General features: G+C 70.6%; 27 protein-coding genes. 17 read left to right on the top strand and 10 right to left on the bottom strand.

The genetic code is table 11. The features are described 5' to 3' along the window. The first annotated feature begins 3 nt into the window (after positions 1–3). Genes argC through IE226_RS19470 form a run of 5 tightly spaced genes read left to right on the top strand, consistent with a single transcriptional unit; the run spans position 4 to position 4942 of the window. Positions 4–1044, top strand: coding sequence for an N-acetyl-gamma-glutamyl-phosphate reductase (argC, locus tag IE226_RS19490; RefSeq protein WP_190082792.1), 1041 nt, complete (start codon positions 4–6; stop codon positions 1042–1044). Then, complete coding sequence (gene argJ, locus IE226_RS19485) at positions 1041–2195, top strand: bifunctional glutamate N-acetyltransferase/amino-acid acetyltransferase ArgJ (protein WP_190082567.1); 1155 nt, start codon at positions 1041–1043, stop codon at positions 2193–2195. The genes argC and argJ overlap by 4 nt, the downstream gene beginning before the upstream one ends. Continuing rightward, positions 2192–3175: an acetylglutamate kinase gene (gene argB / locus IE226_RS19480; protein ID WP_190082566.1), complete on the top strand. Its 984-nt coding sequence runs from the start codon at positions 2192–2194 to the stop codon at positions 3173–3175. Before argJ ends, argB begins: the two co-directional genes overlap by 4 nt. After that, positions 3172–4380, top strand: coding sequence for an acetylornithine transaminase (locus tag IE226_RS19475; protein WP_190082565.1), 1209 nt, complete (start codon positions 3172–3174; stop codon positions 4378–4380). The genes argB and IE226_RS19475 overlap by 4 nt, the downstream gene beginning before the upstream one ends. A gap of 7 nt (positions 4381–4387) precedes the next feature. Next, positions 4388–4942 carry an arginine repressor gene (locus IE226_RS19470; protein ID WP_190082564.1) on the top strand — a complete coding sequence of 185 codons (555 nt, stop codon included), beginning with the start codon at positions 4388–4390 and terminating at the stop codon, positions 4940–4942. Positions 4943–5085: 143 nt separating this feature from the next. On the opposite strand, the gene IE226_RS19465 is transcribed toward IE226_RS19470, so the two are convergent. From IE226_RS19465 to IE226_RS19435, 7 genes are all read right to left on the bottom strand, one after another. Then, the gene (locus tag IE226_RS19465; RefSeq protein ID WP_190082563.1) at positions 5086–6057 is read right to left on the bottom strand and encodes a PfkB family carbohydrate kinase; all 972 of its coding nucleotides are present in this window, start codon (positions 6055–6057) and stop codon (positions 5086–5088) included. Further along, entirely contained in the window at positions 6054–7523 is a 1470-nt protein-coding gene (locus IE226_RS19460; RefSeq protein WP_190082562.1) for a purine-cytosine permease family protein, read from the bottom strand. The genes IE226_RS19465 and IE226_RS19460 overlap by 4 nt, the downstream gene beginning before the upstream one ends. A gap of 69 nt (positions 7524–7592) precedes the next feature. Beyond that, a complete protein-coding gene (locus tag IE226_RS19455) occupies positions 7593–8597 on the bottom strand; it encodes an ADP-ribosylglycohydrolase family protein (RefSeq protein ID WP_190082561.1) in 1005 nt (334 codons plus the stop codon). Then, positions 8597–9313 (bottom strand): GntR family transcriptional regulator, encoded by a 717-nt coding sequence (locus IE226_RS19450; protein ID WP_190082560.1) that lies wholly within the window; start codon positions 9311–9313, stop codon positions 8597–8599. Before IE226_RS19450 ends, IE226_RS19455 begins: the two co-directional genes overlap by 1 nt. Before the next feature lie 128 nt (positions 9314–9441). After that, positions 9442–10428, bottom strand: coding sequence for a bile acid:sodium symporter family protein (locus IE226_RS19445; RefSeq protein ID WP_190082559.1), 987 nt, complete (start codon positions 10426–10428; stop codon positions 9442–9444). 102 nt (positions 10429–10530) lie between these two features. After that, entirely contained in the window at positions 10531–11247 is a 717-nt protein-coding gene (locus IE226_RS19440; protein ID WP_190082558.1) for a L,D-transpeptidase family protein, read from the bottom strand. A 3-nt stretch (positions 11248–11250) separates the two neighbouring features. Next, positions 11251–11838: a pyridoxamine 5'-phosphate oxidase family protein gene (locus tag IE226_RS19435; RefSeq protein ID WP_190082557.1), complete on the bottom strand. Its 588-nt coding sequence runs from the start codon at positions 11836–11838 to the stop codon at positions 11251–11253. Between the two features lie 187 nt (positions 11839–12025). Between IE226_RS19435 and argH the strand changes: the two genes are divergently transcribed. The 4 genes from argH to IE226_RS19415 all read left to right on the top strand — a co-directional run bounded on the left by argH (position 12026) and on the right by IE226_RS19415 (position 16720). Next, a complete protein-coding gene (gene argH, locus IE226_RS19430) occupies positions 12026–13456 on the top strand; it encodes an argininosuccinate lyase (protein ID WP_190082556.1) in 1431 nt (476 codons plus the stop codon). A 97-nt stretch (positions 13457–13553) separates the two neighbouring features. Then, positions 13554–14528, top strand: coding sequence for an aldo/keto reductase (locus tag IE226_RS19425; RefSeq protein ID WP_190082555.1), 975 nt, complete (start codon positions 13554–13556; stop codon positions 14526–14528). A gap of 102 nt (positions 14529–14630) precedes the next feature. After that, a complete protein-coding gene (locus IE226_RS19420) occupies positions 14631–15182 on the top strand; it encodes a TetR/AcrR family transcriptional regulator (protein ID WP_190082554.1) in 552 nt (183 codons plus the stop codon). Further along, a complete protein-coding gene (locus IE226_RS19415) occupies positions 15179–16720 on the top strand; it encodes an MFS transporter (RefSeq protein ID WP_190082553.1) in 1542 nt (513 codons plus the stop codon). The genes IE226_RS19420 and IE226_RS19415 overlap by 4 nt, the downstream gene beginning before the upstream one ends. A 135-nt stretch (positions 16721–16855) precedes the next feature. Here IE226_RS19415 and IE226_RS19410 read toward each other — a convergent pair whose 3' ends face one another. Further along, on the bottom strand, positions 16856–17476 hold the full coding sequence (locus IE226_RS19410) for a lysophospholipid acyltransferase family protein (RefSeq protein ID WP_229871258.1): 621 nt from the start codon (positions 17474–17476) through the stop codon (positions 16856–16858). 454 nt (positions 17477–17930) lie between these two features. Between IE226_RS19410 and IE226_RS19405 the strand changes: the two genes are divergently transcribed. The 3 genes from IE226_RS19405 to IE226_RS19395 all read left to right on the top strand — a co-directional run bounded on the left by IE226_RS19405 (position 17931) and on the right by IE226_RS19395 (position 20246). Further along, positions 17931–19100, top strand: coding sequence for a glycerophosphodiester phosphodiesterase (locus tag IE226_RS19405; RefSeq protein ID WP_190082551.1), 1170 nt, complete (start codon positions 17931–17933; stop codon positions 19098–19100). A 74-nt stretch (positions 19101–19174) separates the two neighbouring features. Then, complete coding sequence (locus IE226_RS19400) at positions 19175–19705, top strand: sigma-70 family RNA polymerase sigma factor (protein ID WP_190082550.1); 531 nt, start codon at positions 19175–19177, stop codon at positions 19703–19705. Between the two features lie 37 nt (positions 19706–19742). Further along, complete coding sequence (locus IE226_RS19395) at positions 19743–20246, top strand: GNAT family N-acetyltransferase (protein WP_190082549.1); 504 nt, start codon at positions 19743–19745, stop codon at positions 20244–20246. Between the two features lie 56 nt (positions 20247–20302). Here IE226_RS19395 and IE226_RS19390 read toward each other — a convergent pair whose 3' ends face one another. Further along, on the bottom strand, positions 20303–20743 hold the full coding sequence (locus IE226_RS19390; RefSeq protein ID WP_229871252.1) for a hypothetical protein: 441 nt from the start codon (positions 20741–20743) through the stop codon (positions 20303–20305). Between the two features lies 1 nt (position 20744). After that, the gene (locus IE226_RS19385; protein ID WP_190082548.1) at positions 20745–21104 is read right to left on the bottom strand and encodes a hypothetical protein; all 360 of its coding nucleotides are present in this window, start codon (positions 21102–21104) and stop codon (positions 20745–20747) included. A gap of 70 nt (positions 21105–21174) precedes the next feature. On the opposite strand from IE226_RS19385, the gene IE226_RS19380 reads away from it, so the two are divergent. From IE226_RS19380 to IE226_RS19360, 5 genes are all read left to right on the top strand, one after another. Further along, a complete protein-coding gene (locus tag IE226_RS19380; RefSeq protein ID WP_190082547.1) occupies positions 21175–21822 on the top strand; it encodes an HAD family hydrolase in 648 nt (215 codons plus the stop codon). Positions 21823–22229: 407 nt separating this feature from the next. Then, positions 22230–23297 carry a methionine ABC transporter ATP-binding protein gene (locus IE226_RS19375; protein WP_190082546.1) on the top strand — a complete coding sequence of 356 codons (1068 nt, stop codon included), beginning with the start codon at positions 22230–22232 and terminating at the stop codon, positions 23295–23297. After that, positions 23294–24013 (top strand): methionine ABC transporter permease, encoded by a 720-nt coding sequence (locus IE226_RS19370; protein WP_190082545.1) that lies wholly within the window; start codon positions 23294–23296, stop codon positions 24011–24013. The genes IE226_RS19375 and IE226_RS19370 overlap by 4 nt, the downstream gene beginning before the upstream one ends. Positions 24014–24088: 75 nt before the next feature. Then, positions 24089–24925, top strand: a complete 837-nt coding sequence (locus IE226_RS19365) for a MetQ/NlpA family ABC transporter substrate-binding protein (protein ID WP_190082544.1) — start codon at positions 24089–24091, stop codon at positions 24923–24925. A 2-nt stretch (positions 24926–24927) separates the two neighbouring features. Further along, positions 24928–25764 carry a MetQ/NlpA family ABC transporter substrate-binding protein gene (locus tag IE226_RS19360; RefSeq protein WP_190082543.1) on the top strand — a complete coding sequence of 279 codons (837 nt, stop codon included), beginning with the start codon at positions 24928–24930 and terminating at the stop codon, positions 25762–25764. Positions 25765–25821: the final 57 nt, after the last annotated feature.

Here is a 25821-nt window from a genome sequence, read left to right as displayed (position 1 = left end):
TCCATGGCGGTACGTGCAGCAGTGGCAGGAGCGAGCGGGTACGCGGGCGGTGAATTGCTGCGTCTGCTGCTCGCCCACCCCGAGGTGGAGATCGGCGCCCTGACCGGCAACTCGAACGCGGGCCAGCGCCTGGGCGCGCTGCAGCCGCACCTGATGCCGCTCGCCGACCGCGTCCTGGAGCCGACCACCGCCGAGGTCCTCGCCGGTCAGGGCCGACGGCATGATGTCGTCTTCCTCGCCCTGCCCCACGGCCAGTCCGCCGCCGTCGCCGAGCAGCTCGGCCCGGACGTCCTCGTCGTCGACATGGGCGCCGACTTCCGGCTGACGGACGCCGCCGACTGGGAGAAGTTCTACGGCAGCGAGCACGCCGGAACCTGGCCCTACGGCCTGCCGGAGCTGCCGGGCGCCCGCGCGGCGCTCGAAGGGTCCAAGCGCATCGCGGTGCCCGGCTGCTATCCCACGGCCGTCTCGCTCGCGCTCGTTCCCGCGTACGCCGCCGGGCTCGCCGAGGCCGAAGCGGTGATCGTCGCCGCGTCCGGGACCTCGGGCGCGGGCAAGGCGGTCAAGCCGCACCTGCTCGGCTCCGAGGTCATGGGCTCCATGTCGCCGTACGGCGTGGGCGGCGTCCACCGGCACACCCCGGAGATGATCCAGAACCTTTCCGCCGCCGCGGGCACCCCCGTCACCGTCTCCTTCACGCCCACCCTGGCCCCGATGCCGCGCGGCATCCTCGCCACGTGCAGCGCGAAGGCGAAGGAGGGCGTCACGGCCGAAACCGTGCGCGCCGCGTACGAGAAGGCCTACGCGGACGAACCGTTTGTGCACCTGCTCCCCGAGGGGCAGTGGCCCGCGACGGCCGCCGTGTACGGCTCGAACGCCGTACAGATCCAGGTCGCGTACGACGAGGCCGCCGGGCGCGTCATCGTGATCAGCGCCATCGACAATCTCACCAAGGGCACCGCCGGCGGCGCGGTGCAGAGCATGAACATCGCCCTCGGCCTCGACGAGGCCACCGGGCTCTCTACGATCGGAGTCGCGCCGTGAGTGTGACGGCAGCCAAGGGATTCACGGCGGCGGGTATCGCCGCCGGGATCAAGGAGAACGGCAACCCGGACCTGGCCCTCGTGGTCAACACAGGGCCCTGCCTTGCCGCCGCGGGCGTCTTCACCTCCAACCGCGTCAAGGCCGCCCCGGTCCTCTGGTCGGAGCAGGTCGTCAAGGGCGGGCTCGTCTCGGCCGTCGTCCTCAACTCCGGGGGCGCCAACGCCTGTACGGGACCGCAGGGCTTCCAGGACACGCACGCCACCGCGGAGAAGGTCGCCGAGACCCTCGACCTGAACGCGGGTGAGGTCGCCGTCGCGTCGACCGGACTCATCGGCGTGACGCTCCCCATGGACAAGCTGCTGCCGGGAGTCGAGAGCGCGGCCGGTGAACTCTCCGCGCACGGCGGGGAGAAGGCCGCCATCGCGATCAAGACCACCGACAGCGTGCACAAGACCGCCGTGGTCGCCAAGGACAGCTGGACGGTCGGCGGTATGGCGAAGGGCGCGGGCATGCTCGCCCCCGGCCTCGCCACCATGCTCGTCGTCCTGACCACGGACGCCGACGTCGAGGCCGACGTCCTGGACAGGGCGCTGCGGGACGCCACGAAGGTCACCTTCGACCGGGTCGACTCCGACGGCTGCATGTCGACGAACGACACGGTGCTGCTCCTGGCCTCCGGCGCCTCCCAAGTCACCCCGGAATACGCCGAGTTCGCCGAGGCCGTCCGTACCGTCTGCGACGACCTCGCACGCCAGCTCATCGGCGACGCCGAGGGCGCGAGCAAGGACATCCGCATCGAGGTCGTGAACGCCGCGTCCGAGGACGACGCCGTGGAGGTGGGCCGCTCCATCGCCCGCAACAACCTCCTCAAGTGCGCCATCCACGGCGAGGACCCCAACTGGGGCCGGGTGCTCTCCGCCATCGGCACGACGAAGGCCGCCTTCGAGCCCGACCAGCTGAACGTCGCGATCAACGGCGTCTGGGTCTGCAAGAACGGCAGCGTGGGCGAGGACCGCGACCTCGTCGACATGCGCTACCGCGAGGTCAGGATCACGGCCGACCTGGCGGCGGGCACCGCCGAGCCGGTCGTTATCTGGGCCAACGACCTCACCGCCGACTACGTCCACGAGAACAGCGCGTACTCCTCATGAGCGGCAACACGAGCGACAAGAGCGACAACAAGAGCGACAACACCGGCGGCAACCCCACCGCGCGGAAGCACACCGCGCTTCCCAAGGCGCAGATCCTCATCGAGGCGCTGCCCTGGCTGACCCGGCACCGCGGCAAGACCGTCGTCATCAAGTTCGGCGGCAACGCCATGGTCGACGAGGAGCTGAAGGCCGCCTTCGCGCAGGACGTCGTCTTCCTGCACCACGCGGGACTCAAGCCCGTCGTCGTGCACGGCGGAGGACCGCAGATCAGCGCGGCCCTCGACCGGCACGGCATCGTCAGCGAGTTCAAGGCGGGCCTGCGTGTCACCACCGAGGACGCCATGGACGTCGTACGGATGGTGCTCGCCGGGCAGGTGCAGCGCGAGCTCGTCGGGCTGCTCAACCAGCACGGTCCGCTCGCCGTCGGCCTCACCGGCGAGGACGCGCACACCATCACCGCCACCAAGCACCAGCCCCGTATCGAGGGCGAGTTGGTCGACATCGGCCGCGTCGGCGAGATCACCGAGATCGACACCGGCGCCATCGAGGCCCTGCTCGCGGACGGCCGCATCCCGGTCGTCTCCTCGATCGCCCGCTCCCGGGATGACGGACATGTCTACAACGTCAATGCTGATACGGCGGCTGCGGCACTTGCGGCTGCGCTGGACGCCGAAACCCTGATGGTCCTCACGGACGTCGAGGGCCTATACGAGGACTGGCCCAACAGTGACGAGGTGATCAGCCGCCTGACCGCCAAGGAGCTGGAGAAGCTGCTGCCCGAGCTGGCCAGCGGCATGGTCCCGAAGATGGAGGGCTGCCTGCACGCCGTCCGCAACGGCGTCGAGACGGCCCGCGTGATCGACGGACGGGTCCAGCACTCGATCCTGCTCGAGATCTTCACCGACGAGGGCATCGGCACGATGGTCGTGCCGGATGGCCCCGACGACGACACAGGCGACATGGAGGGGGAAGCGGCATGACCGGCAACGAGGAGCTGACCCGGCGCTGGCAGGACGCGCTGATGGACAACTACGGCACCCCCAAGCTGCCCCTCGTGCGCGGCGAGGGCAGCAAGTTGTGGGACGCCGACGGCAAGGAATACGTCGACTTCGTCGGCGGCATCGCGGTCAACGCGCTCGGCCACGCCCACCCGGCGGTCGTCGAGGCGGTCAGCACGCAGATCGCGTCCCTCGGCCATGTGTCGAACCTCTTCATCGCCGAGCCGCCGGTCGCGCTCGCCGAACGACTGCTCCAGCTCTTCGGGCGGCCGGGCCGGGTGTACTTCTGCAACTCCGGCGCCGAGGCCAACGAAGGCGCCTTCAAGATCGGCCGGCTGACCGGGCGTTCGCACATGGTCGCCACGGACGGCGGCTTCCACGGCCGGACCATGGGCGCGCTCGCGCTCACCGGCCAGCCCGGCAAGCAGGAGCCGTTCCTGCCTCTGCCCGGCGACGTCACCCACGTCCCGTACGGCGACGCGGAGGCCCTGCGCGCCGCAGTAACCGACAAGACGGCCCTCGTCATCATCGAACCCATCCAGGGCGAGAACGGCGTCATCGTGCCGCCCACGGGCTATCTGAAGGCGGCCGGCGACATCACCGCGGCCACCGGAACCCTCCTCGTCCTCGACGAGGTGCAGACCGGAATCGGCCGTACCGGCCACTGGTTCGAGTACCTCGCGCACGAGGGCGTGGAGCCCGATGTGGTCACGCTCGCAAAGGGTCTCGGCGGCGGGCTGCCGCTCGGCGCGACGGTCGCGTTCGGGGCGGCGGCCGGGCTTCTCAAGCCCGGTCAGCACGGCACGACGTTCGGCGGCAATCCGGTGGCGTGCGCCGCGGGACTCGCCGTGCTCGACACGATCGAGGCCGACGGACTGCTGGAGAACGCGAAGCGGGCGAGCGAGAAGCTGCGCGACGGAATCGAGTCACTCGGACACCCGCTCGTGGGCCATGTCCGGGGTGCGGGCCTGCTGCTGGGTATCGTGCTCACCGAGCCGCTCGCGCCCCGGGCGCAGCAGGCGGCTCAGGACGCCGGCTTCCTGGTGAACGTGCCCGCTCCCGATGTCGTACGGCTGATGCCGCCGCTGAACGTGCGCGACGACGAGGTGGACGCGTTCCTCCGGGCCCTGCCCGGCGTGCTTGACCAGGCCACCGCGGCCAACGGGGACGGACGATCCGGAGAATGAGACGACGATGAGCCAGGCGCAAGGCAATGAGCAGGCGGAGTACCCGGATCACGCCGGGCCCGCCGTGCCGCAGACCCGCACCGCACGCCACCGCCGGATCGTGGACATCCTCAACCGGCAGCCCGTCCGCTCCCAGAGCCAGCTGGCGAAGCTGCTCGCCGACGACGGGCTGACCGTCACGCAGGCGACGCTCTCACGGGACCTGGACGAGCTGAACGCGGTGAAGATCCGCAATGCCGAGGGTGATCTCATCTACGCGGTGCCGAGCGAGGGCGGTTTCCGCACTCCGCGTGCGCCGCTCGGGGAGTCCGCCAAGGAGGAGCGGATGCGCCGCCTCTCCGCGGAGCTGCTCATCTCCGCGGAGGCCTCGGCCAACCTCGTCGTCCTGCGGACGCCGCCGGGGGCCGCGCAGTTCCTCGCCTCGGCGATCGATCAGGCGGAGCTGCACGACATTCTGGGGACCATCGCGGGGGACGACACGCTGATGCTGATCAGCCGGGAGGCCGCCGGGGGGCAGGCGCTGGCCGATCACTTGCTGCGGCTGGCGTCGAACGAGCACTGATTCATCCCCGACCCCGCCCCTTCCCGAAAACTCGCAGGCGCGAGGGCCTTGTGCGTGCCGTTATCACCGGCTTCGCCGAGTTCGTCCTCAAACGCCGGACGGGCTGGATATTCCAGCCCGTCCGGCGTTTGAGGACATCCCCCCTACCCCAGCAACCCACCCAGCGGATCATCCCCGAGAAACGCCACAAGCTCCCCGAGCCCCGGCGCCGTGGCCGGCCCCCGCCGCGTCACCGCGTACGCCGCCGCAGCGTTCGCGCCCCGCGCGGCTGTCAGAGGGTCGAGCCCCCGCCCCAACAGGGCGATAAACGCCCCCACATGAGCGTCCCCGGCACCATTGCTGTCCACGGCGTCGACGGGGAACCCGGGCACATGCACCACATCCCCCGAGCCCGGCGCAGCCAGCCAGCAGCCGTCCTTGTCGGCCCGCACGAGAACCCCCGCCCCCGGCGCCAGCCGCCCGCGCAGGGCGGCGGCAGCAGCCCGCGGCTCGGAGTGACCGCTCATCAGGCGGGCCTCGCGCGCGTTGCAGCTCAGCCAGTCCGCCCGCGCGAGGACCGGGTCAAGGACGGCGGCAGGGATGTCGGCGACCAGCGGTCCGGGGTCGAAACAGAGCCGCACATCACCCGGAAGCCCCGCCGCGAAGGCGGACAGCAGCGGGCCGTTGACCTCCATCACGAGGCTGTACCCCGACAGCTGCACCGTGTCGCCCGCCCGCAGTGCCCCCGCAACGGCATCCGTCTCCGCGGCCGTCATCCGCGCGTCCACCCCGAAACTGGTGACGAACGTCCGCTCGCCGCCCGCGTCGACGAGGGCCACACAGAACCCGGTGTCCCCGTCCGCCCGCACCGGGTGGAGGGTCGAGATGCCCTCCTCGGCGAGGGAGCGGCGGACGAGATCCCCGTACGGCCCGGTCCCGTGCAGCCCGGTGTACACCGCCTCGGTCCCCAGGCGGCGCGCGGCCGTCAGCGCGTTGAAGCCGCCGCCCGCGTACAGCCGCGTACGGGAGCCGATGACGTCGCCGCCGCGTTCGGGCAGCGCGGGGACCTCGATGACGAGGTCGGCGATGACGTTCCCCGCGAGGACGAGACGCGGGGCGGATGCGGGCGTGTTCATCGGACTGTCTCCTCAAGTGCCGGGGAGGAAGCGGGGGCCGGGGTCGGACGGCCGCGCCCGCCGAAGGCCGCGTACACCGCGCCGCCCACCACGATGGCCACCGCCCAGCCCAGGCCGTTGGCGCCGAACCAGGTGTCGGCGAGCGGCCCGGCGAACCACACGTCGTCAGAGCCCGTGCCGGCGGTCGTGAAGAGCAGCCCCGACACGATCGACGCCACCCAGGCGAGCACGGCGGGCAGCCGGAAGCCGCCGGTGTACCAGTAGCGGCTGGTCCGGGAGGTGTCCATCAGGCCGTCGGGGTCGTAGTCGCGGCCCCGCATCATGTCGACCGCGATCACGCCGATCCAGGCGGAGATCGGCACGGCGAGCAGTGTCAGGAAGGCGGAGAAGGGGCCGTAGAAGTCGTCCGCGATCAGCATGAAGTAGATGCCGCCGAGGAACATCAGCACGATGTCGATGACCACGGCCCAGGCCCGCGGCACCCGAAGACCCAGCGTGATCATGGTGAGGCCCGCGGAGTACGTCGACAGGTGGTTCGACATCAGCAGGCCGCCGAAGGCCGCGATCAGATACGGGATCGCCATCCAGGACGGCAGCATCGCGTTGATCGCGGAGACCGGGTCGGAGGACGTGGCGAGCGACGGGTCGCCCGCAGTGAGCAGGGAGCCGAGGGAGATGAGCAGTACGAGCGGGATGCCCGCGCCGAAGGCGGACGCGGTGATCAGGCGGCGCCCCGGGATCGTACGAGGGAGGTAACGGGCGTAGTCCGCACCGGCGTTGGCCCAGCCGATGCCGGTGCCCGCGGCGATGAAGCCGATGCCGGCGACGACACCGCTGGTCGGGCCCGCCGGGGTTTCGAGGACCTTCGACCAGTCGACGGTCGCGACCAGGAAGCCCATCACGATGAGGTTGAGGACGCCGAACAGGACGGTGGCCCACTTGTTGATCCACATGATCGTGGCGTGTCCGAGGCCGCTGATCAGCAGCGTGCAGGCGATGAAGACCAGGAGGCACAGGACGGTCAGGAAGTTGTTCCGGTCGACGTGGAAGGCCACCCCGAGCAGGGCGAGCAGCGCGTAGGCCGCCGTGGTCGTGGTGATCGTCTCCCAGCCGACCCGGCTCAGCCAGGAGACCAGGGTCGGGCCCGCGTTGCCCCGCTGTCCGAACACCGCGCGGGAGAGCGTGAGCGCCGGCGCGCCGCCCTTCTTGCCCGCCAGGCTCAACGCCCCCACCAGCGCGAACGAACCGAACGCGCCGACGACCGCGACCAGCGCGGCCTGCCAGATGTTCAGCCCGCGGAAGGCGACGAGGGTCGCGCCGAGCGGCAGCCCCAGGATCGAGATGTTGGCGGCGAACCAGGTCCAGAACATCTGGCCGGCGTGGCCATGACGCTCACTGTCGGGGACCGGCTCGATCCCTCGGGTCTCTACGGTGCCGACCGAGACGTTCTTCGTCGAAGCGTCCATGACGGAACCTCCTTGCGCGATACGTGGGGCTGGGACGGGGGAGTGGGGTGCGGGGACGGACGGCGGAACTCAGCGGTGGGTGAGCAACTGGGCCGTCAGAGGCGCGAGTTCGAGGCTGTTGACCGTGCGCAGGGTGCGTACGGCGTCGGCGGGCAGGCCCGAGAGGCCGTGCACCGAACCGGCCACCGCGCCCGCGATCGCGCCGATCGTGTCGCTGTCGCCGCCGAGGTTCGCGGCCAGGAGCGCGCTGCGCCAGGGGTCGCCGCCGGTCAGTGCGAGCACCGCGAACGCGGCGGGCACCGACTCCTGGCTGGCGACGCTGGTGCCGATGAGGGCGACGATGCGGTCAAGGGCCGTGGCCTCGTCCAGGCCCGCCACCAGCTCGCGGGCCCAGGCGATACGCGCGGAGATATCGGCTCCGGCGATCCAGTTGCCGCGCCGGGCGCCGGCCTCCGCGGCGGTGATCGCCGCTTCGAAGGCCTCGTCGAGGGTGCCGCCCGCGACGCCGGTGCTCACCGCGGCCGCGACGGCCGCCGCGCCCGCGATGCCGACGTTCGTGTCGTGGGTGACCTGGCAGGACTCCACGACCCGGTCGAGGAAGTCCGGCAGCGGATCGGCCGCGAAGGCGATGCCGACCGGCGTGACGCGCATCGCGGCGCCGTTGGTGGTGCCGTTCTTGCCCGCCTCCTTGGGGTCGGTGCCGCCCGCGACGGCGTCCAGGGCGGCCTTGGTGGACGGGCCGAGCAGGTCGAAGGAGCCCTTGTCCTTCATCTCCCGCTCCCAGGAGAGGAGTTCGTCGGCGAACCGCAGCGGTTCGATGTGCCCGCCGCCCTCGACGAGGAGCCGCGCCACGATGACCGCCTGGTCGGTGTCGTCGGTGACGGCACCGGCGGGCATGCCCGCGCTCACCGGGTTGTCGGACCTGGAGGCCTCGAATCCGGTGACGGTGCCGTAGACCCGTACGACGTCCTCGCGGGACATGATCTGGGTCGGCATGCCCAGGGCGTCGCCGAGCGCGAGTCCGTAGAAGGCGCCGAGCGCCCGGTCGAGAAGGTCGGGCGGAGCGGTGGTCATCAGTGGCCTCCTCGGCCGGTGCGTACGTGCAGTTGGAACCGGGACGGGTCGAGCAGACTGGCCACCTGCTCCACGACCTCTCCGTCGGCGTCGCGGAAGACCTGGGCGAGCCGGATGAACGGCTCGCCCGGCGAGCGGCGCAGGAGCCCCGCGTCCTCGTCGCCGAGGCCGGACACCGTGATGTGGGCGTCGCTCGACGCGGCGACGTGTCCTGCGGCGAGCAGGGTCCGGTTCAGGGAGCCGCCTTCTAGGCCGCGCTCGGGCAGATCGGCGAGGGCGGGCACGGCCGGGACGCGGCTGCGCTCCAGGGAGATGCCGGCGCCGTCGGGCAGGCGCCTGACGCGGTCGAGCGCGATGAAGTGCGCGTCCGCGAGGCCGAGTTCGGCGGCAAGCCCTGGGTCGGTGATCCGCTCGAAGCGCAGCGTGTCGGTCGAGAGCTCGGTGCCCTGGTCGGCGAGCGCCCTGGTCCAGCCGAGCTTCTGGTCGAGCGGGGTGCCGTCGAAGGTGACGAGCGAGCCGATGCCCGCGTGCGTCTCGATGAGGCCCTGCTCGCCGAGCACGCTCAGCGCCTGACGGACGGTGGTGCGACTGACCCCGAACCGCTCGCGCAGGGCGTGCTCACCGGGGAGACGGCTGCCGTCGGCGTGGACACCGGCGCGGATCTCGTCGGCGAGCACGTGCGCGACACGGTGATGTTTATGAACCTGTCCAGGCATGTCTAGACGGTAAGCGGAGCTGATCCCTCCCGTCTATGGTTCGCGGCAGATTATTTGCTCGGTGAACTTTGCCGGGAGCTTCGCAGTGGACTTTTCGGCATACCGCCTGAGGGCGCTGCCCGGGTCCCTCAGGCCTGCTCGGCCGCCCGCTCCTCGGTGCGCCGCGCCCGGTAGGACATCCAGGCGGCGACGAGGGCTCCCGAGACGTTGTGCCACACGGAGAACACGGCGGCTGGCAGCGCGGCGAGCGGGCTGAAGTGGGCCGTGGCGAGTGACGCGGCGAGGCCCGAGTTCTGCATGCCGACCTCGAAGGCCATGGCGCGCGAGGCCGGCGGGCCCAGGCGGGCCAGCTTGCCCGCGCCGTAGCCGAGCGCGAGGCCGAGGCCGTTGTGCAGTACGACGGCGAGGAACACGAGAAGGGCGGCCGACTTGATGGCCGCCGCGCTGCCCGCGACCACGACGGCCACGATGACGGCGATGGTCAGCGCGGAGAGCCACGGCAGGGCGCTGAGGACCCGCTTGATGTAGCGCCCGAACAACAGGCGCACGACGAGGCCGGCGAACACCGGGAGCAGCACCGTCTTGAGGATGTCCGTGACCATCGAGCCCGCGTCCACGGGCAGGTACTCGCCCGCCAGCAGCAGCGTCAGCGGCGGCGTGATGAGCGGCGCGAGCACGGTGGAGACGGTGGCCACCGAGACGGACAGGGCCACGTCGCCGCGCGCCAGATACGTCACGACGTTGGACGCGGTGCCGCTCGGCGCGCAGCCGACGAGGATGACGCCGGCCGCCAGTTGCGGCGAGAGCCCGAGGGCGTGGGCTATCAGCCAGCCGAGGCCCGGCATGATCACGTAGTGCGCGACCAGGCCGAGCGCGACGGCCCAGGGCCGCTTGACGACGCCCTGGAAGTCGAGCGGGGTCATGGTGAGCCCCATGCAGAACATGACGAGCCCGAGCAGATACGGGACGTTCGTGCCCCAGCTCTTGAAGGTGTCCGGCGTCATCAGGCCGAGCGCGCCCGCGACGAGTACGAGGACGGGGAAGACCGTGACGGCGAGGCGGGCCGCCTTGTCGCCGGCCTGCGTGGAGCTGGGGATCGTCTGTTCGGTCTGCACCCGGCGATGCAACGCCGCCGTGCCGTGCGGACGCAAACCCGTCTCGATATGTGGTCGCTACACGCAGCTGCCGCGGCCCGGATGCCCAGGTGCCGGTCGGCGTCAGTAGCGCGAGATCGCCGTCGCGCCGGAGTCCGTGCCGATCGCCATGTGCGGGCGCCGCTTCTCGTCGGCCCACGCGAGAATCCGCCGCATCGCGTCCACGGGCACCGACACACAGCCCGCCGTCGCCCCGCGCCCGTTGACGTGCAGGAAGATCCCGGCGCCGCGCCCCCGCACCGGACGGTCGTAGTTGAAGCCGATCACCAGGGCGTGCGTGTACTGGGGGTCGTACGTGATGAGGTGCTCGGACTCGGCGGCGCGGCAGTCGCGGGGGCGGGGCTGGGTCCAGCGGTTGTAGGAGCGCGAGTCGTTGTCCTGGCACCACCAGGAGTTCTTCGCGACGCGGCGGTACGTGTAGTCCGTGCCGGTCGGCGCGGGCTTGATCCCGAAGGCGTACGGGAGGCGGAAGAGGCCCGTGGGCGTCGTGTTCGTCCCCTGCTTGCGCGAGCCGCCCTCCACCAGGCCGTTGGCCCCGAACCGCGCCGCCGCCGATCCGGCCCGCACCCACCGCCCGCCGCCGCGGTCCCACCACGTCACCGTGCCGGTGGTGGACCCGGTGCGCGCGGCCCGTGCGGTGATGAGCTGGGTGCCGCCGCCCGTGTCGGCCATGCGGTCCGGCAGCGAGAGGCCCGTACGCGGCGGCGCGGCGCCGAGTGTGCCGGTGGCGGCGAGAGCGAGGGCGGCTGCGGACGCGAGGGCGACGGCACGGGGGCGCATGGCTCAGACCGTACTGGGAGGCAGGGGCAGCGGCAGCCCGGGCAGGCCGTCGATGCTCCGTGCGATGTGCTCCTTCTTGGTGAAGTACTCGCTCAGCGACGCGTCGTCCTCGCGCGCGAAGCGCTTGGCGTGCAGGTCGCGGTCCTCGTCGTACGTCATGAAGGGCACCGCGTATCCGCAGGTGTCACGGACGAGTTCGGCCGTCACGACGATGATGGCGCGCAGGCCGTGCGGGGTCGGGTCGATGTCGGGGAAGTGCCCGAGCAGTTCCGCCCAGCGTGGGTCGTCGCGGAAGACGGGTTCGCCGCGGCCGTGCACCCGGACGATGTTCGGCGGCCCCTGGAACGCGGTCCACATCAGAGTGATGCGCCCGTTCTCGCGCAGGTGCGCGACCGTCTCCGCGTTGCTGCCCGCGAAGTCGAGGTAGGCCACGGTGTGTTCGTCGATGACGGCGAACGAGCCGGTGAGACCTTTGGGGGAGAGGTTGATCGTGCCGTCGCCGGAGAGGGGCGCGGTCGCGGTGAAGAAGACGGGCTGGGCCTCGATGAAGGAGCGGAGCCTGCCGTCTATGCGTTCGTAAGTCTTTCCCATGCCGGGGATTATTCGTCCCGGTAGTTCGCCTGTCTAACGGCTTACCGCGCCGCTCACCCGCCCCGCCCCCCGCAACCCGCCACGCACCGTGACTGGATTGACGAAACATACGGAGCACTGCATACTCATGCATGACGGTGAGATGTACGACGGCGGATGCGGTTATGCGGGCTAAGGAGTACGTGAAGTGAGCAGCAACAACGGCGGGGACGTCCGGCTCTGGGGCGGCCGGTTCGCGGACGGCCCGGCAGAGGCCCTGGCCAAGCTGTCGGCGTCGGTCCACTTCGACTGGTGCCTCGCGCCGTACGACATCGCCGGTTCCCGCGCCCACGCGCGCGTGCTCCACAAGGCGGGGCTGCTCACCGAGGACGAGCTGACCCGCATGCTGGCCGGGCTCGACCAACTTGAGGCCGACGTGGCCTCGGGCGAGTTCGTCGGCACCATCGCGGACGAGGACGTGCACACCGCCCTGGAGCGCGGTCTTCTGGAGCGGCTCGGCCCGGACCTCGGCGGCAAGCTGCGCGCGGGCCGCTCGCGCAACGACCAGGTGGCGACGCTCTTCCGGATGTACCTGCGGGACCACGCCCGGATCATCGGCGGTCTGATCGCCGACCTCCAGGGCGCGCTCGTCGGTCTCGCCGAGGCGCACCCGGACGTCGCCATGCCGGGGCGCACGCACCTCCAGCACGCCCAGCCCGTGCTCTTCGCGCACCATGTCCTCGCCCACGTCCAGTCCCTCTCCAGGGACGCCGAACGCCTGCGGCAGTGGGACGAGCGCACGGCCGTGTCGCCGTACGGCTCGGGCGCCCTGGCCGGCAGCAGCCTGGGCCTCGACCCCGAGGCCGTCGCCGCGGACCTCGGCTTCGAGCGCGGCTCGGCGGCCAACTCCATCGACGGCACGGCGTCGCGCGACTTCGCGGCGGAGTTCGCCTTCATCACCGCGATGATCGGCGTGAACCTCTCCCGGATCGCCGAGGAGATCATCCTCTGGAACACCAAGGAGTTCTCCTTCGTCACGCTCCACGACGCCTTCTCGACCGGCTCGTCGATCATGCCGCAGAAGAAGAACCCGGACATCGCCGAGCTGGCGCGCGGCAAGTCGGGCCGCCTCATCGGCAACCTGACGGGCCTGATGGCGACCCTGAAGGCGCTCCCCCTCGCGTACAACCGCGACCTCCAGGAGGACAAGGAGCCGGTCATCGACTCCTGCGACCAGCTGGAGGTCCTGCTCCCCGCCTTCACCGGCATGGTGGCGACGCTCACCGTGCACCGCGAGCGCATGGAGGAGCTGGCTCCCGCCGGGTTCTCGCTCGCCACGGACATCGCCGAGTGGCTGGTCAGGCAGGGTGTGCCGTTCCGTGTGGCGCACGAGGTGGCGGGCGAGTGCGTCAAGGAGTGCGAGGCGCACGGCATCGAGCTCGACCAGCTCACGGACGAGCAGTTCGCCAAGATCTCCGAGCACCTCACCCCGGAGGTGCGGACCGTCCTGAACGTCCCCGGCGCCCTGGCGTCCCGCAACGGCCGCGGCGGCACCGCCCCTTCGGCCGTCGCCGTCCAGCTCGCCGAGGTCAAGGCCGATCTGACGGTGCAGCAGGAGTGGGCCGCGGCGCGCAAGTGACGCCGGGGCAGCGCACGCCGCGTTGACCCGGGCATCGCGGGTTACGTTGGTCGTTCTTCCGCAAGAAGCCGAAGGAGCCGACCGAACGGAGCCCGCGATGCCTTTCTCCCGTCTGGCCGCAGCGACGACCCCCACCGCCCACATCGGCTTCGGCCTCGCGGCCGTCGGCAGACCCGGCTACATCACGCTCGGCCGCGACGCCGACCTGCCGCCCTCACGCAGCGTGGAGGCCCTGCGCGAGCGGACGTTCGAGCTCCTCGACGCCGCCTACGCGTCGGGTGCCCGGTACATCGACGCGGCGCGCTCCTACGGCCGCTCGGAGGAGTTCCTCGCCGACTGGCTGCGCGCCAGGCCCGACATCGGCGACGTCGTCATCGGCAGCAAGTGGGGCTACACGTACACGGCCGCCTGGAACGCCGACGCAGCGCCGCCGCACGAGGTCAAGGACCACAGCGTCGCCGCGTACGTCCGGCAGCGCGCGGAGAGTGCCGCGCTGCTCGGCGAACGGCTCGACCTCTACCAGATCCACTCGGTGACGCCGCAGAGCCCCGCGCTCAACGACAAGGAACTGCACGCCGAACTGGCCCGGCTCGCGGCGAGCGGCGTGACCGTCGGGCTCTCGGTGAGCGGTCCGGAGCAGGCCGCCGCGATCCGTGCCGCCCTGGAGGTGACCGTCGACGGCGAGCCGCTCTTCCGCACCGTCCAGGCCACCTACAACGCCCTGGAGACCTCGGCGGGCCCCGCCCTCGCCGAGGCGCACGACGCCGGGCTCACCGTCCTGGTCAAGGAGGGCATGGCCAACGGCCGGCTCGCCGACCCGCACGCCCCCGCCGCGCTGCGCGAGATCGCCGGGGCGGCCGGGCTCGGCAGCGACGCGGTGGCCCTCGCCCTCGTCCTGCGCCAGCCGTGGGCGGGCGTCGTCCTCTCCGGGGCCGCCACCACGGTCCAGCTCGTCTCCAACCTGCACGCGGCGGCCGTCGACCTCGACGACGGGCAGCTGGAACGCCTCGCGGCGCTCGCCGAGGAGCCCGGCGCGTACTGGGAGCGGCGCGGGCAGCTGCCCTGGCACTGAGCCGCCCCGGCCCCGCACCGAGAAACCTCCCGACCTACCTCCGGGTGACCGTCACGCGTATCTCGTGAGACAAATTTGTCTCACCTGGTTTACAGTTGTCTCATGTCAGTCGATCGAGACCAGGTGCTGCGCAGCGCGGCGGCGCTCCTCACCCGCAAAGGCTCCGCCACGATGGACGAGGTGGCGCGCGCGGCGGGGATCAGCCGGGCCACCCTGCACCGCCACTTCGCCGGGCGCGACGCTCTCGTACGCGCCCTGGAGGAGCTCGGCATCCAGGAGTGCGAGACCGCCCTGGCGGCGGCACGGCTCGGCGAGGACAGCGCCGAGGAGGCGCTGCGCCGCCTGGTGAAGGAGATCCAGCCGGCCGCGGGCCTTCTCGCGTTCCTCGTCACCGAGAACCAGCTCTTCGAGGACGACGCGCAGCACGAGGGCTGGTCCCGGCTCGACGACAACATCGGCGCGCTCTTCCGGCGCGGCCAGGAGAGCGGCGAGTTCCGCATCGACCTGACCCCCGTCTGGTTCACGGAGGCGCTGTACGGACTCATCGGCGCGGCCGCCTGGGCCGTACTCGACGGCCGCGTGGCCGCCAAGGACTTCACACACATGATCGCCGAGCTGCTGATCGGCGGCGCACGACGGAGAGTGGAACCATGACCAGCATCGAACAGCGGACCGCGTCGGCGGAGGTCGAGCGCAGCCCCGGCCGCTGGCTCGCGCTCGCCGTGCTGGTCCTTGCCGTACTGCTCGTCGCCGTGGACGCGACGGTGCTCGGCCTGGCGACGCCGTACATCAGCGAGGACCTCAAGCCCACCGGCACGCAGCTGCTGTGGATCGGCGACATCTACTCGTTCGTCATCGCGGGACTGCTCGTCTCCATGGGCAGCCTCGGCGACCGCATCGGCCGCAAGAAGCTGCTGCTGATCGGCGCCGTCGCCTTCGGCGGGGTCTCGGTCCTCAACGCCTACGCGACCACCCCCGAAATGCTCATGCTGGCCCGCGCGCTGCTCGGTGTCGCGGGTGCGACGCTGATGCCCTCCACGCTCGCGCTGATCCGCAACATCTTCCACGACCCGCGCGAGCGCAGCCTCGCGGTCGGCATCTGGGGCGCGATGGCGTCGGCCGGTGCCGCCGTCGGTCCCGTCGTCGGCGGCTTCCTGCTCGAACACTTCTGGTGGGGCTCGGTCTTCCTGATCAACCTGCCGGTGATGGCGGTCCTGGTCCTCGTCGGCATCAAGTTCCTGCCCGAGTCGAAGAACCCGGCGCCGGGCCCGTGGGACCTGGTCAGCGTCGTGCTCTCGCTCATCGGCATGATCGCCGTCGTGTACGCCATCAAGGAGGCGGCGGCGCACGGCATCCGCTGGGACGTCGCGGCGGCGAGCGTGCTCGGCGTAACGGCGCTCACCTGGTTCGTACGACGCCAGCTCACGCTGAGCGCGCCGCTCCTGGACATGCGGCTCTTCCGCAACCGGGGCTTCTCCGGTGCGGTGCTCGCCGATCTCCTCACGGTGCTCGGGCTCTCGGGCCTGGTCTTCTTCCTCTCCCAGTTCCTGCAACTGGTCCAGGGGAGGCGGCCGTTCGAGGCGGGCCTCGCCGAGCTGCCCGCCGCGGTGGGCGCGGTGGCGGCCGGACTGGTCGCGGGCCTGGTCGCGCGGCGGTTCTCGGTGCGCGCGGTAGTGGCAGGCGGGCTCGCGGCGGTGGGAATCGCCCTCGCGGCGCTCACCACCCTGAGCCAGAGCACCGGCTATCCGCTGCTCGGGGCCTCGCTCCTGGTCGTCGGCATCGGCGCGGGCTTCTCGTTCACGGTGACCGCCGACGTCATCCTCTCCAGCGTGCCCAAGGAGCAGGCGGGCGCCGCGTCCGCGGTCTCCGAGACCGCGTACGAACTGGGCGCGGCACTCGGCATCGCCCTGCTCGGCTCGATCGTGACCGGCGTCTACCGCGGCTTCACCGCCCCGGCGGGCACCCCGCCGGAGGTGGCATCGGCCGCGCACGAATCACTCGGCGGCGCGGTGGAGTCCTCGGCGGCCCTCCCCGCCCACGAGTCCGCGGCTCTCCTGGCCTCGGCCCAGGACGCCTTCGTGGACGGCCTGCGCATGGCCGCGGGCGTGGGCGCGGCGGTGCTCCTCGTTACGGCGGTGGCGGCGTGGTTCCTCCTGAAGGGCTCGAAGCTGGAGGACGGCATCGAGCACTGAGGGGAGCGCCCCGTAAGGGGCGCGGGGAACTGCGCGCTCGGCCACGGGCGACCCGCAGGCAACACGAAAACGCCCGCCCGGCATCGGGGAATCCCCGACGCCAGGCGGGCGCACTGCCAAAGACCGAGCCCCGGGCTACGCCGCCTTCGCCTTCGTGGCGTACATGTCCACGTACTCCTGCCCGGAAAGCCGCATGACCTCCGTCATCACGGAGTCCGTCACCGCCCGCAGGACATAGCGGTCGCGGTCCATGCCCTCGTACCGCGAGAACTCCATCGGCTCGCCGAACCGGACCGTGACGCGCCCCGGACGCGGGAGCCCCTTGCCGCCGGGCTGGAGCTTGTCGGTGCCGATCATCGCGAAGGGGACCACGGGCGCGCCGGTCATCAGGGTCAGCCGGGCGATACCGGTACGGCCGCGGTAGAGGCGGCCGTCGGGGGAGCGGGTGCCTTCGGGGTAGATGCCGAAGAGCTTGCCCTCCTCCAGGATGCGCCGGCCCGTCATCAGGGCGGCCACACCGCCGTGACCGCCGTCGCGGTCCACGGGGATCATGCCGGAGCCGGTGAAGAACCAGGCCATCAGGCGGCCCTTGAGCCCCTTGCCCGTGACGTACTCGTCCTTGCCGATGAAGTAGACGGGACGCGGGCAGACGAGAGGCATGATCATCGAGTCGATGAACGTGAGGTGGTTTCCGGCCATGATGACCGGACCGGTGCCCGGAATGTTCTCTGCGCCTTCCACCCGGGGGCGGAACATCAGACGCAAGATCGGTCCGAGCACAGCCTTGATGAGCGCGAGACGGGACAACGGGCCCTCCGGTGTCAACGGGTCGACGACGGGTATGTGCAGGTGAGGACGATACTCGCGGGTCCCCGCTCACCGCACATCGGGTTCACGCACTCGATACGCAGAGTTGACGTGCACGCGCGTGGTGCGGGCCTTGAACCACCCTCCCTGTGACGACGTTATCCCTCCGTGAGGCATGTGGCGCGCCCTAGTGGTCCTTGTCACGCTTTGCGGTCACACGCTGCCACGGAGTGGAAAGCCCCTTCGGCCGGCTCGTAGGCCACCGGCCTGACCCGCCTCGCACACCAGTGGCCATCTGGCGTCACCCTTCCGTTCGGTCCGGGGTCTCCCTTCCGTCACGTGCGGCCACCTACGATCGTGCCGCTTTGTCAGGTTCAAGGCAGCACATCGGGAGGAGCGCTCAATGGCTACGCAAGAGTCGGGTCGGTCGGGGTCGGGGGAGCGGCGGCCGGGACGGCGGGCGCTCCTGGGAGCGGCCGTCCTCGGAGCGGGCACAGCCGTAACAGGACTGCCCGGCGTGGCGAGAGCCGACGCGAAGCACGGGCACGGGGGGTACAAGGACCTGCCGGTGCCCACGGTCGTAGCGCACCGCGGCGCCAGCGGCTACCGGCCCGAGCACACGCTCGGCGCGTACCAACTCGCCCTCGACATGGGCGCCCACGTCATCGAGCAGGACATCGTGCCCACCAAGGACGGCCACCTCGTATGCCGTCACGAGAACGACATCACGGCTACGACGGACGTCGCCGCGCACCCCGAGTTCGCGGACCGCAAGACCACCAAGTCCGTGGACGGCACCTCGCTCACCGGCTGGTTCACCGAGGACTTCACGCTCGCCGAGCTGAAGACGCTGCGCGCCAAGGAGCGCATCCCCGGCACCCGCCAGCGCAACACCCTCTACGACGGCCGCTGGGACGTGCCCACCCTGGAGGAGGTCTTCCGCTGGGCCCAGAAGCAGGAGCGGAAGCACGGCAAGCGGATCTGGCTGCACATCGAGACCAAGCACCCCACCTACTTCCGCAAGCTGGGCCTCGGCCTGGAGGAGCCGCTCGCCAAGCTGCTTCGCAAGTACGGGCGGCACAAGAAGAACTCGCCGAACTTCCTCCAGTCCTTCGAGCCCAGCAGCATCCAGCGCCTGAACAAGCTGGTCGACCCGCCGCTCGTGGTGCTCCTGTCGTCCGCGGCCTCCCGGCCCTGGGACTTCGTCGAGGCGGGCGACCCGCGCACCGTCGCCGACCTCATCAAGCCCGAGGGCCTGCGGTGGATGGCGTCGTTCGCGCAGGGCATCGGCCCCACGCTCGACCTGATCATCCCGAGGAAGCCGGACGGCAGCCTCGGCACCCCGACCACCCTGGTCAAGGACGCGCACAAGGCGGGCCTGATCCTGCACCCCTACACGATGCGCAACGAGAACACCTTCCTGCCCGCGAACTTCAGGAAGGGCACCGACCCGGCGGCCTACGGCGACGCCTTCGGGGCCTTCAAGGCGTACTTCGAGACGGGCATCGACGGGATCTTCTCCGACAACTGCGACACCGCGCTGCTCGCCCGCGAGGACTTCGTCAACGGCTGACCGGCGGGCCCCGGTTGGGGTGACAGACGGCCGCTCCGGCAACCTCGTGCCGGGGCGGCCGCGTCACGCCTTGCATGACCCGGCCCTGCGTGACTCATCCCCTCATCCCCGCCCTGCGTCCGCTGCTCGCCGCCGAGGCCTCCGCCGCCGCGCACGGCTCCGGCACCGACCCCGGCGACCTCGAACAGGCCGTCTGGCTGCGCCTCCTCGAACGCATGGACGCCGCCGACCCACCCGCCGACCCGGCCACCTGGCTGCGCGCCGCCGTCGCCTCCGAGGCGCGCCTGACCCGGCGTACGGCGGAGCGGGAAGTGGCGTACGCGACCGAGCCCGCCGACGACGCCGACGCCGACCCCGAACAGCGCGCCCTGCGGGCCGACCGCGACCGCACCCTCTACGCGGCGGTGCGCAGACTGCCCGGCCGCTGCCCCGGTCTCATGGCGGCGCTGCTGTCCCCCAAGGACCTCACCTACCGGGAGATCGCAGGCGAGTTGGGAATGTCACAGGGCAGTCTGGGGCCCGAGCGTTCCCGTTGCCTGGGATGCCTGCGCAGAATGCTCGCGGCGGAGGTTGCAGCTCCCGCGCCGCGGGGAAGGGAGCGATAGACAACCGGCGGAGCAGGTGAGCGGGAGGCATGCACACATGGGCATGAGCGTGACCATCTCGGAGGCGGGCGAACAGGACGCCGAGAAGATCCTCAAACTGCAGTACCTGTGCTACCAGAGCGAGGCCGAGCTGTACGGCGACTACTCCATCGAGCCGCTCACGCAGTCCCTCGACTCCATCAAGGCCGAACTGACCACCGGCCGCGTGCTGGTGGCCCGCCTCGGCGACGAGGTCGTCGCCTCGGTGCGCGGCACGGTCGGGCCCGACGGCACGGCGCGGATCGACAAGCTCATCGTCCACCCCAGGATGCAGCGCCACGGCCTGGGCGGGCGGCTCCTCGACGCGATAGAGCAGCGGCTCACAGCGGGCGGCACGGCCAAGTACTTCCAGCTCTCCAGCGGCCACCGCAGCGAGCAGAACCTCCAGCTCTACCGCAAGCATGGTTACGTGGCGGTGGGCGCCCAACAGGTGAACGAACGGCTCACGGTGGTCACCCTCGCCAAGGAGATCGGCGCGAGCGCCTATGCGACCAGCGTCTGAGCGTACGCCGGGCGACTGCGGGCCGGCTGTGGCTGGTCGCGCAGTTCCCGGCGCCCCTACGGGGCGCTCGTCCGCCGCGCCTTGTTCAGCCAGAAGATCGCGGTGACGGGCAGGATCACCGGGATGAACAGATAGCCCATTCCGAAGTCCGACCACACCGTGGCGTCGGGGAAGGCGGACGGCTCAGCGAGCGTCCAGGCCCCCACCGCCAGAACGCCCACCAGCTCGGCGGCGCAGCACACCAGCGCCGCCTTGCGGGCCTTCTCGCCGCCGCGCACGAGCGAGTACGTGATGAAGCCGTAGACGAGACCCGCGAGCGCGGACAGCGTGTACGCGAGGGGGGCCTTGTGGAAGTCCGTCGAGATCTGCACGGCGGAGCGCGACACGGCGCCGACCACCATCACCCCGTACAGCCACACCAGCACGATGCCGGGCCCGCCGATCAGTCGCTTGCGGGCGGCACCGGTCTCCTGCTCGTCGGGCTCGGTCACCGTCACCTCAGCCTCCCCAGATGTCGTAGAGCCGCACCTGGAGCACGGCGAGGACCACGCCGCCCGCGGCGACCGTGACGGAGCCCCAGCGGGTGCGCTCGGCGAGGGACATGAAGCCCGCGGCCGGGATGCAGGCGAAAGAGCCGACGAGATACGACACGAAGATCGTCGTGCCCTGCTCGGGCTTGTCGCCCTGCGCCAGCCGGACGATGCCGACGATCAGCTGGACGGCGGCCAGGAACGTCACCACGGCCATGCCGATGAAGTGCCAGTCCTTGGTCGGCTGATCCCGGTAGGCGGCGAAACCGCACCACGCGGCGAGTACGAGCGCGGCCACGGCGGTCGCGATCGTCAGGGCAACAAGCATGCCGTGACTTTATTACGGGCCCTATGACCCGATGCGCGCACCCCGGGGGTGCCCCGTACGCTCGGACACCATGAAGATCCACGCTGAAGCGCTCCTGTTCGACAACGACGGCACCCTCATCTCCTCCATGGAGTCGGTGTACCGCTGCTGGAGGCGCTTGGCGCAGGAGTACGGGATCACCGCCGAGGAGTTCGAGCAGGTCGAGCTGCACGGCCGCCCCGCCGCCGAGATCATCGCCGACATGCTGCCCGCCGAGCGCGTGGCCGGGGCCGTCGCGCGCATCGAGGAGCTGGAGGTCTCGGACGTCGCGGGCGGCGTCGTGCTCCTTCCCGGCACCCTCGAACTGCTCACCTCCCTGCCGCCCGGGCGCTGGGCCGTCGTCACCTCCGCCGGGCGGCGCCTGGCCGAGGCCCGGCTCGCGGAGGTCGGCATCGACCCGCAGATGCTGATATCCGCCGACGACATCACGCGCGGCAAGCCCGACCCGGAGCCCTTCCTGCTCGCGGCCGCGAAACTGGGCGTCGACCCGGCGCGCTGCGTGGTCTTCGAGGACGCCCCCGCGGGTCTCACGGCGGGCCGCGCCGCCGGGATGACCACCGTGGCGTTGGCCACAACGCACACCGCGGGCGAGCTCTTTGCCGATGTCGTCGTGAAGGACCTCTCGGCCGTGTCCGCACAGGCCATCGAGGGCGGCGTGGAGATCACCGCCGCGGTCTGAGCACCTGCCGCGCGGCGTTCGCACCTGTCCACGGGCTGTCCGTATAGCGGACTGCCGGGGCGGGTTGCGGACGCACGCGTGTTTTACTGGTCCACATGACCACGACGAGCAGCCGCACCCCTGCGACCGAGGCGATCACGACGCCCGGTGCTCGTTGTATGTGTCGAATGTGCGCCTTCTGAGGGCCCCCGCACCACCCCTGAGCATCGCGCCCCGAAGCGAAGCCGCTGTGCCGCGCCCCTGTGCCACGTACGCCTTACCGGCGGACGAGACGTAGGAAGCGAGCCTGCCCCGCGCACACCTCCTCCGGTTCTTTTCGCCACCGCGAGAAACCGTGCCGCGTTCCCCACGAATGCCCCGTGCCCGGCGAGAACCGCGCCGCGCACTCGACAGTGACGGAAACCCCTGTGATCACCACTTCCGGCCTCACCAAGGTCTACCGCTCACGCGGTCGTGAAGTAACTGCCCTCGACGGCGTCGATCTGCATGTACGCGAAGGCGAGGTGTACGGCGTCATCGGCCAGTCCGGCGCCGGCAAATCCTCGCTGATCCGCTGCGTGAACCTCCTGGAGCGCCCCACCGCCGGCACCGTCAGCGTCGCCGGCCAGGACCTCACCGCCCTCGCGGGGCGCGGCAGCCGCGCGAGCAAGGACCTGCGCCGGGCGCGCAGCCGCATCGGCATGGTCTTCCAGCACTTCAACCTGTTGTCCTCGCGCACCGTCAAGGACAACATCGAGCTGCCCCTGGAGATCCTCGGTCTCAGCGGCGCCGAGCGCTCGCGCAAGGCCCTCGAACTGCTCGACCTGGTCGGCCTCGCCGACAAGGCGAAGTCCTACCCGGCGCAGCTCTCCGGCGGCCAGAAGCAGCGCGTCGGCATCGCCCGGGCGCTCGCCGGCGACCCGAAGGTGCTGCTCTCGGACGAGGCGACCAGCGCCCTCGACCCGGAGACCACCCGCTCCATCCTGAAGCTCCTGCGCGACCTCAACCAGCAGCTCGGCCTGACCGTCCTGCTGATCACGCACGAGATGGACGTCGTCAAGAGCGTCTGCGACTCCGCCGCCCTCATGGAGAACGGACGGATCGTCGAGTCCGGCACCGTCACCGAGCTGCTCGCGACGCCAGGATCCGAGCTGGCCGCCGCGCTCTTCCCGGTCAGCGGCGCCGCGACGGGCGATGACCGCACCGTCGTCGACGTGACCTTCCACGGCGAGGCCGCGACCCAGCCGGTCATCTCGCAGCTGTCGCGCACGTACAACATCGACATCTCGATCCTCGGCGCCGCGATGGACACCGTCGCGGGCAAGCAGGTCGGCCGTATGCGCATCGAGCTGCCGGGACGCTTCGAGGAGAACGTCGTGCCGATCGGCTTCCTGCGCGAGCAGGGACTTCAGGTCGACGTCGCGGACAGCGCGGGCGAAGCCCCCGCGACCACCCCGGAGGACAGCACGCTGCTGGTCAAGGAAGGTGCCAAGTGACCTGGTCGGAGATGCAGCCCCTGCTGGAGCAGGCCTGTTGGGACACCCTCTACATGGTCGGCTGGTCGACGCTGATAGCCGTCGTCGCCGGACTTCCCCTCGGCATCCTGCTGGTCCTCACCGACCGCGGCGGGCTGTTGCAGAACACGGTCCTGAACAAACTCATCGGGCAGATCGTGAACATCGCGCGCTCGATGCCCTTCATCATCCTCATGGTCGCCCTGATGGGCTTCACACGCTGGATCACCGGCACCACGATCGGCCGCGAGGCCGCCATCGTGCCGCTCGCGATCGGCGCGACGCCGTTCTTCGCGCGGCTCGTGGAGACCGCGGTGCGCGAGGTCGACGGCGGCCTCGTCGAGGCCGTGCAGTCGATGGGCGGCAACACCTGGACCGTCGTACGCAAGGTGCTCGTGCCGGAGTCGCTGCCCTCGCTGATCTCCAGCACCACCACGACGATCGTCACGATCATCGGCTACTCGGCCATCACCGGCGCCGTCGGCGCGGGCGGCCTCGGCGACATCGCCATCCGCTACGGCTACCAGCGCTTCGAGACCGAACTGATGTGGATCACCGTCGGCGTCCTCGCCGTCGTCATCTCGATCATCCAGTTCGCCGGCGACTACGCGGCCCGCAGGCTGCACCGGCGCGGCGGCCACTCGGGCGCGGCGCCGCGCCTGCGCTTCCTCAAGCTCGCGCCGTCGAAGGCTTCCTGACCGGCGAAAGCTTCCTGAAACTCACCCCGCACACCCCATCGCGGGGCGTACCACCCATGGAGAAAGGCACTTTTCGTGCGTAACACCGCCAAGATCACCACCGCTGTCCTCGCCACCGGAGCCCTCACCCTCGGGCTCTCCGCCTGCGGCTCCGACAAGGGCTCCGCCGCGGGCGACAAGGACGGCCCGCTCGTCGTCGCCGCGACCCCCACGCCGCAGGGCGAGATCCTCGACTACGTCAAGAAGAACCTGGCGAAGAAGGCCGGTCTCGACCTCGACGTGCGGGAGTTCACCGACTACGTCACGCCGAACACCGCCGTCGAGCAGGGCGAGGTCTTCGCCAACTACTTCCAGCACAAGCCGTACCTGGACGACTTCAACAAGAAGAACGGCACGGACATCGTGCCCGTCCCGAACGCGACGGTGCACCTGGAGCCGCTCGGCGTCTACTCCAAGAGCGTCAAGAAGCTCGACGGCCTGAAGAAGGGCGCCACGGTCGCCCTCCCGAACGACACCACCAACGAGGCCCGCGCGCTCAAGCTCCTGGCCGACAACGGCCTGATCGAGCTCAAGAAGGGCGTCGGCTACGAGGCCACCCCCAAGGACGTCTCGAAGAACCCGAAGAACCTCAAGTTCAAGGAGATCGAGGCGGCCCAGGTGCCCCGCTCCCTCGGTGACGTCGACGCCGCGGTGATCAACGGCAACTACGCCCTCGAGGCCAAGCTCAGCCCGGCCAAGGACGCACTCGTCGCCGAGCCCGCCAAGGGCAACCCCTACGGCAACTTCCTCGCCGTGAAGAAGGGCGACGAGAGCGACCCGCGCGTCAAGAAGCTCGCCAAGCTCCTCACCTCGCCCGAGGTCAAGAAGTTCATCGACGACAAGTACGACGGTGCCGTCGTCGCGGCGTTCTGATCATGCGCAGGCACGTCCCCCGCAGGCACGTCACGGCCGCCGTCACCGGCGCGCTCGCGCTCACGCTCGGCCTGACCGCGTGCGGCGGTGACTCCGGGTCGGCGGGCGGCGACACGCTCACCGTCGGCGCCACCCCGACCCCGGCCGGCGAAGTCCTCACGTACATCAAGGAGAACCTCGCGAAGAAGGAGGGGCTCGACCTGCGGATCACGGAGTTCACGGACTACGTCACGCCGAACACCGCGCTCCAGGAGGGCTCCCTCGACGCCAACCTCTACCAGCACACCCCGTACCTCGAGGACTTCAACAAGTCCAAGAAGACGGAGCTGAAGCCGGTGACCGAGGTCTATCTGCCGCCGATGGGGGTGTACGCGAAGAAGACGAAGGACGTCACCCGGCTGCCGGAGGGTGCGACCGTCGCCGTTCCGAACGACACCACCAACGAGGGCAGGGCGCTCGAACTCCTCGCGTCCAAGGGCGTCATCGGGCTCAAGAAGGGGGCCGGTGCGAACGCCACCCCCGAGGACATCACGTCCAACCCGAAGAAGCTCACGGTCAAACCGCTGGAACCCGCCCAGCTGCCCCGCTCCCTGGACGACGTCGACGCCGCGGTCATCAACAACAACTACGCGCTCGACGCCGGACTCAGCCCCAAGAAGGACGCCATCCTTCTGGAGTCGCCCAAGGACAATCCGTACAACAACGTGCTCGCCGTCAAGAAGGGCGACGAGGACGATCCGCGGATCAGGAAGCTGGCGAAACTGCTCACCTCACCCGAGGTGAAGCAGTTCATCGAGGACGAGTACAAGGGCTCCGTGCTGCCCGTCAAAACGAACTGACGCACAGTCCGTTTCCGTCCCCACCACGGGGTCCTGTCCCGATACGGGAGAGGACCC

It is taken from the genome of Streptomyces longisporoflavus (assembly GCF_014649775.1).
GTDB lineage: Bacteria > Actinomycetota > Actinomycetes > Streptomycetales > Streptomycetaceae > Streptomyces > Streptomyces longisporoflavus.
Note: the sequence above shows the minus strand (reverse complement) of the source record. Positions and strands in the feature narration are given on the sequence as shown.

What these genes read in the sequence shown, in the direction of transcription:
- argC (WP_190082792.1), top strand. Translation starts at nt 4, where the DNA reads ATGGCGGTACGTGCAGCAGTGGCAGGAGCGAGCGGGTACGCGGGCGGT.
- argB (WP_190082566.1), top strand. Translation starts at nt 2,192, where the DNA reads ATGAGCGGCAACACGAGCGACAAGAGCGACAACAAGAGCGACAACACC.
- IE226_RS19475 (WP_190082565.1), top strand. Translation starts at nt 3,172, where the DNA reads ATGACCGGCAACGAGGAGCTGACCCGGCGCTGGCAGGACGCGCTGATG.
- IE226_RS19470 (WP_190082564.1), top strand. Translation starts at nt 4,388, where the DNA reads ATGAGCCAGGCGCAAGGCAATGAGCAGGCGGAGTACCCGGATCACGCC.
- IE226_RS19465 (WP_190082563.1), bottom strand. Translation starts at nt 6,057, where the DNA reads ATGAACACGCCCGCATCCGCCCCGCGTCTCGTCCTCGCGGGGAACGTC.
- IE226_RS19460 (WP_190082562.1), bottom strand. Translation starts at nt 7,523, where the DNA reads ATGGACGCTTCGACGAAGAACGTCTCGGTCGGCACCGTAGAGACCCGA.
- IE226_RS19455 (WP_190082561.1), bottom strand. Translation starts at nt 8,597, where the DNA reads ATGACCACCGCTCCGCCCGACCTTCTCGACCGGGCGCTCGGCGCCTTC.
- IE226_RS19450 (WP_190082560.1), bottom strand. Translation starts at nt 9,313, where the DNA reads ATGCCTGGACAGGTTCATAAACATCACCGTGTCGCGCACGTGCTCGCC.
- IE226_RS19440 (WP_190082558.1), bottom strand. Translation starts at nt 11,247, where the DNA reads ATGCGCCCCCGTGCCGTCGCCCTCGCGTCCGCAGCCGCCCTCGCTCTC.
- IE226_RS19435 (WP_190082557.1), bottom strand. Translation starts at nt 11,838, where the DNA reads ATGGGAAAGACTTACGAACGCATAGACGGCAGGCTCCGCTCCTTCATC.
- IE226_RS19425 (WP_190082555.1), top strand. Translation starts at nt 13,554, where the DNA reads ATGCCTTTCTCCCGTCTGGCCGCAGCGACGACCCCCACCGCCCACATC.
- IE226_RS19420 (WP_190082554.1), top strand. Translation starts at nt 14,631, where the DNA reads ATGTCAGTCGATCGAGACCAGGTGCTGCGCAGCGCGGCGGCGCTCCTC.
- IE226_RS19415 (WP_190082553.1), top strand. Translation starts at nt 15,179, where the DNA reads ATGACCAGCATCGAACAGCGGACCGCGTCGGCGGAGGTCGAGCGCAGC.
- IE226_RS19410 (WP_229871258.1), bottom strand. Translation starts at nt 17,476, where the DNA reads ATGTTCCGCCCCCGGGTGGAAGGCGCAGAGAACATTCCGGGCACCGGT.
- IE226_RS19405 (WP_190082551.1), top strand. Translation starts at nt 17,931, where the DNA reads ATGGCTACGCAAGAGTCGGGTCGGTCGGGGTCGGGGGAGCGGCGGCCG.
- IE226_RS19400 (WP_190082550.1), top strand. Translation starts at nt 19,175, where the DNA reads ATGACCCGGCCCTGCGTGACTCATCCCCTCATCCCCGCCCTGCGTCCG.
- IE226_RS19395 (WP_190082549.1), top strand. Translation starts at nt 19,743, where the DNA reads ATGGGCATGAGCGTGACCATCTCGGAGGCGGGCGAACAGGACGCCGAG.
- IE226_RS19385 (WP_190082548.1), bottom strand. Translation starts at nt 21,104, where the DNA reads ATGCTTGTTGCCCTGACGATCGCGACCGCCGTGGCCGCGCTCGTACTC.
- IE226_RS19380 (WP_190082547.1), top strand. Translation starts at nt 21,175, where the DNA reads ATGAAGATCCACGCTGAAGCGCTCCTGTTCGACAACGACGGCACCCTC.
- IE226_RS19360 (WP_190082543.1), top strand. Translation starts at nt 24,928, where the DNA reads ATGCGCAGGCACGTCCCCCGCAGGCACGTCACGGCCGCCGTCACCGGC.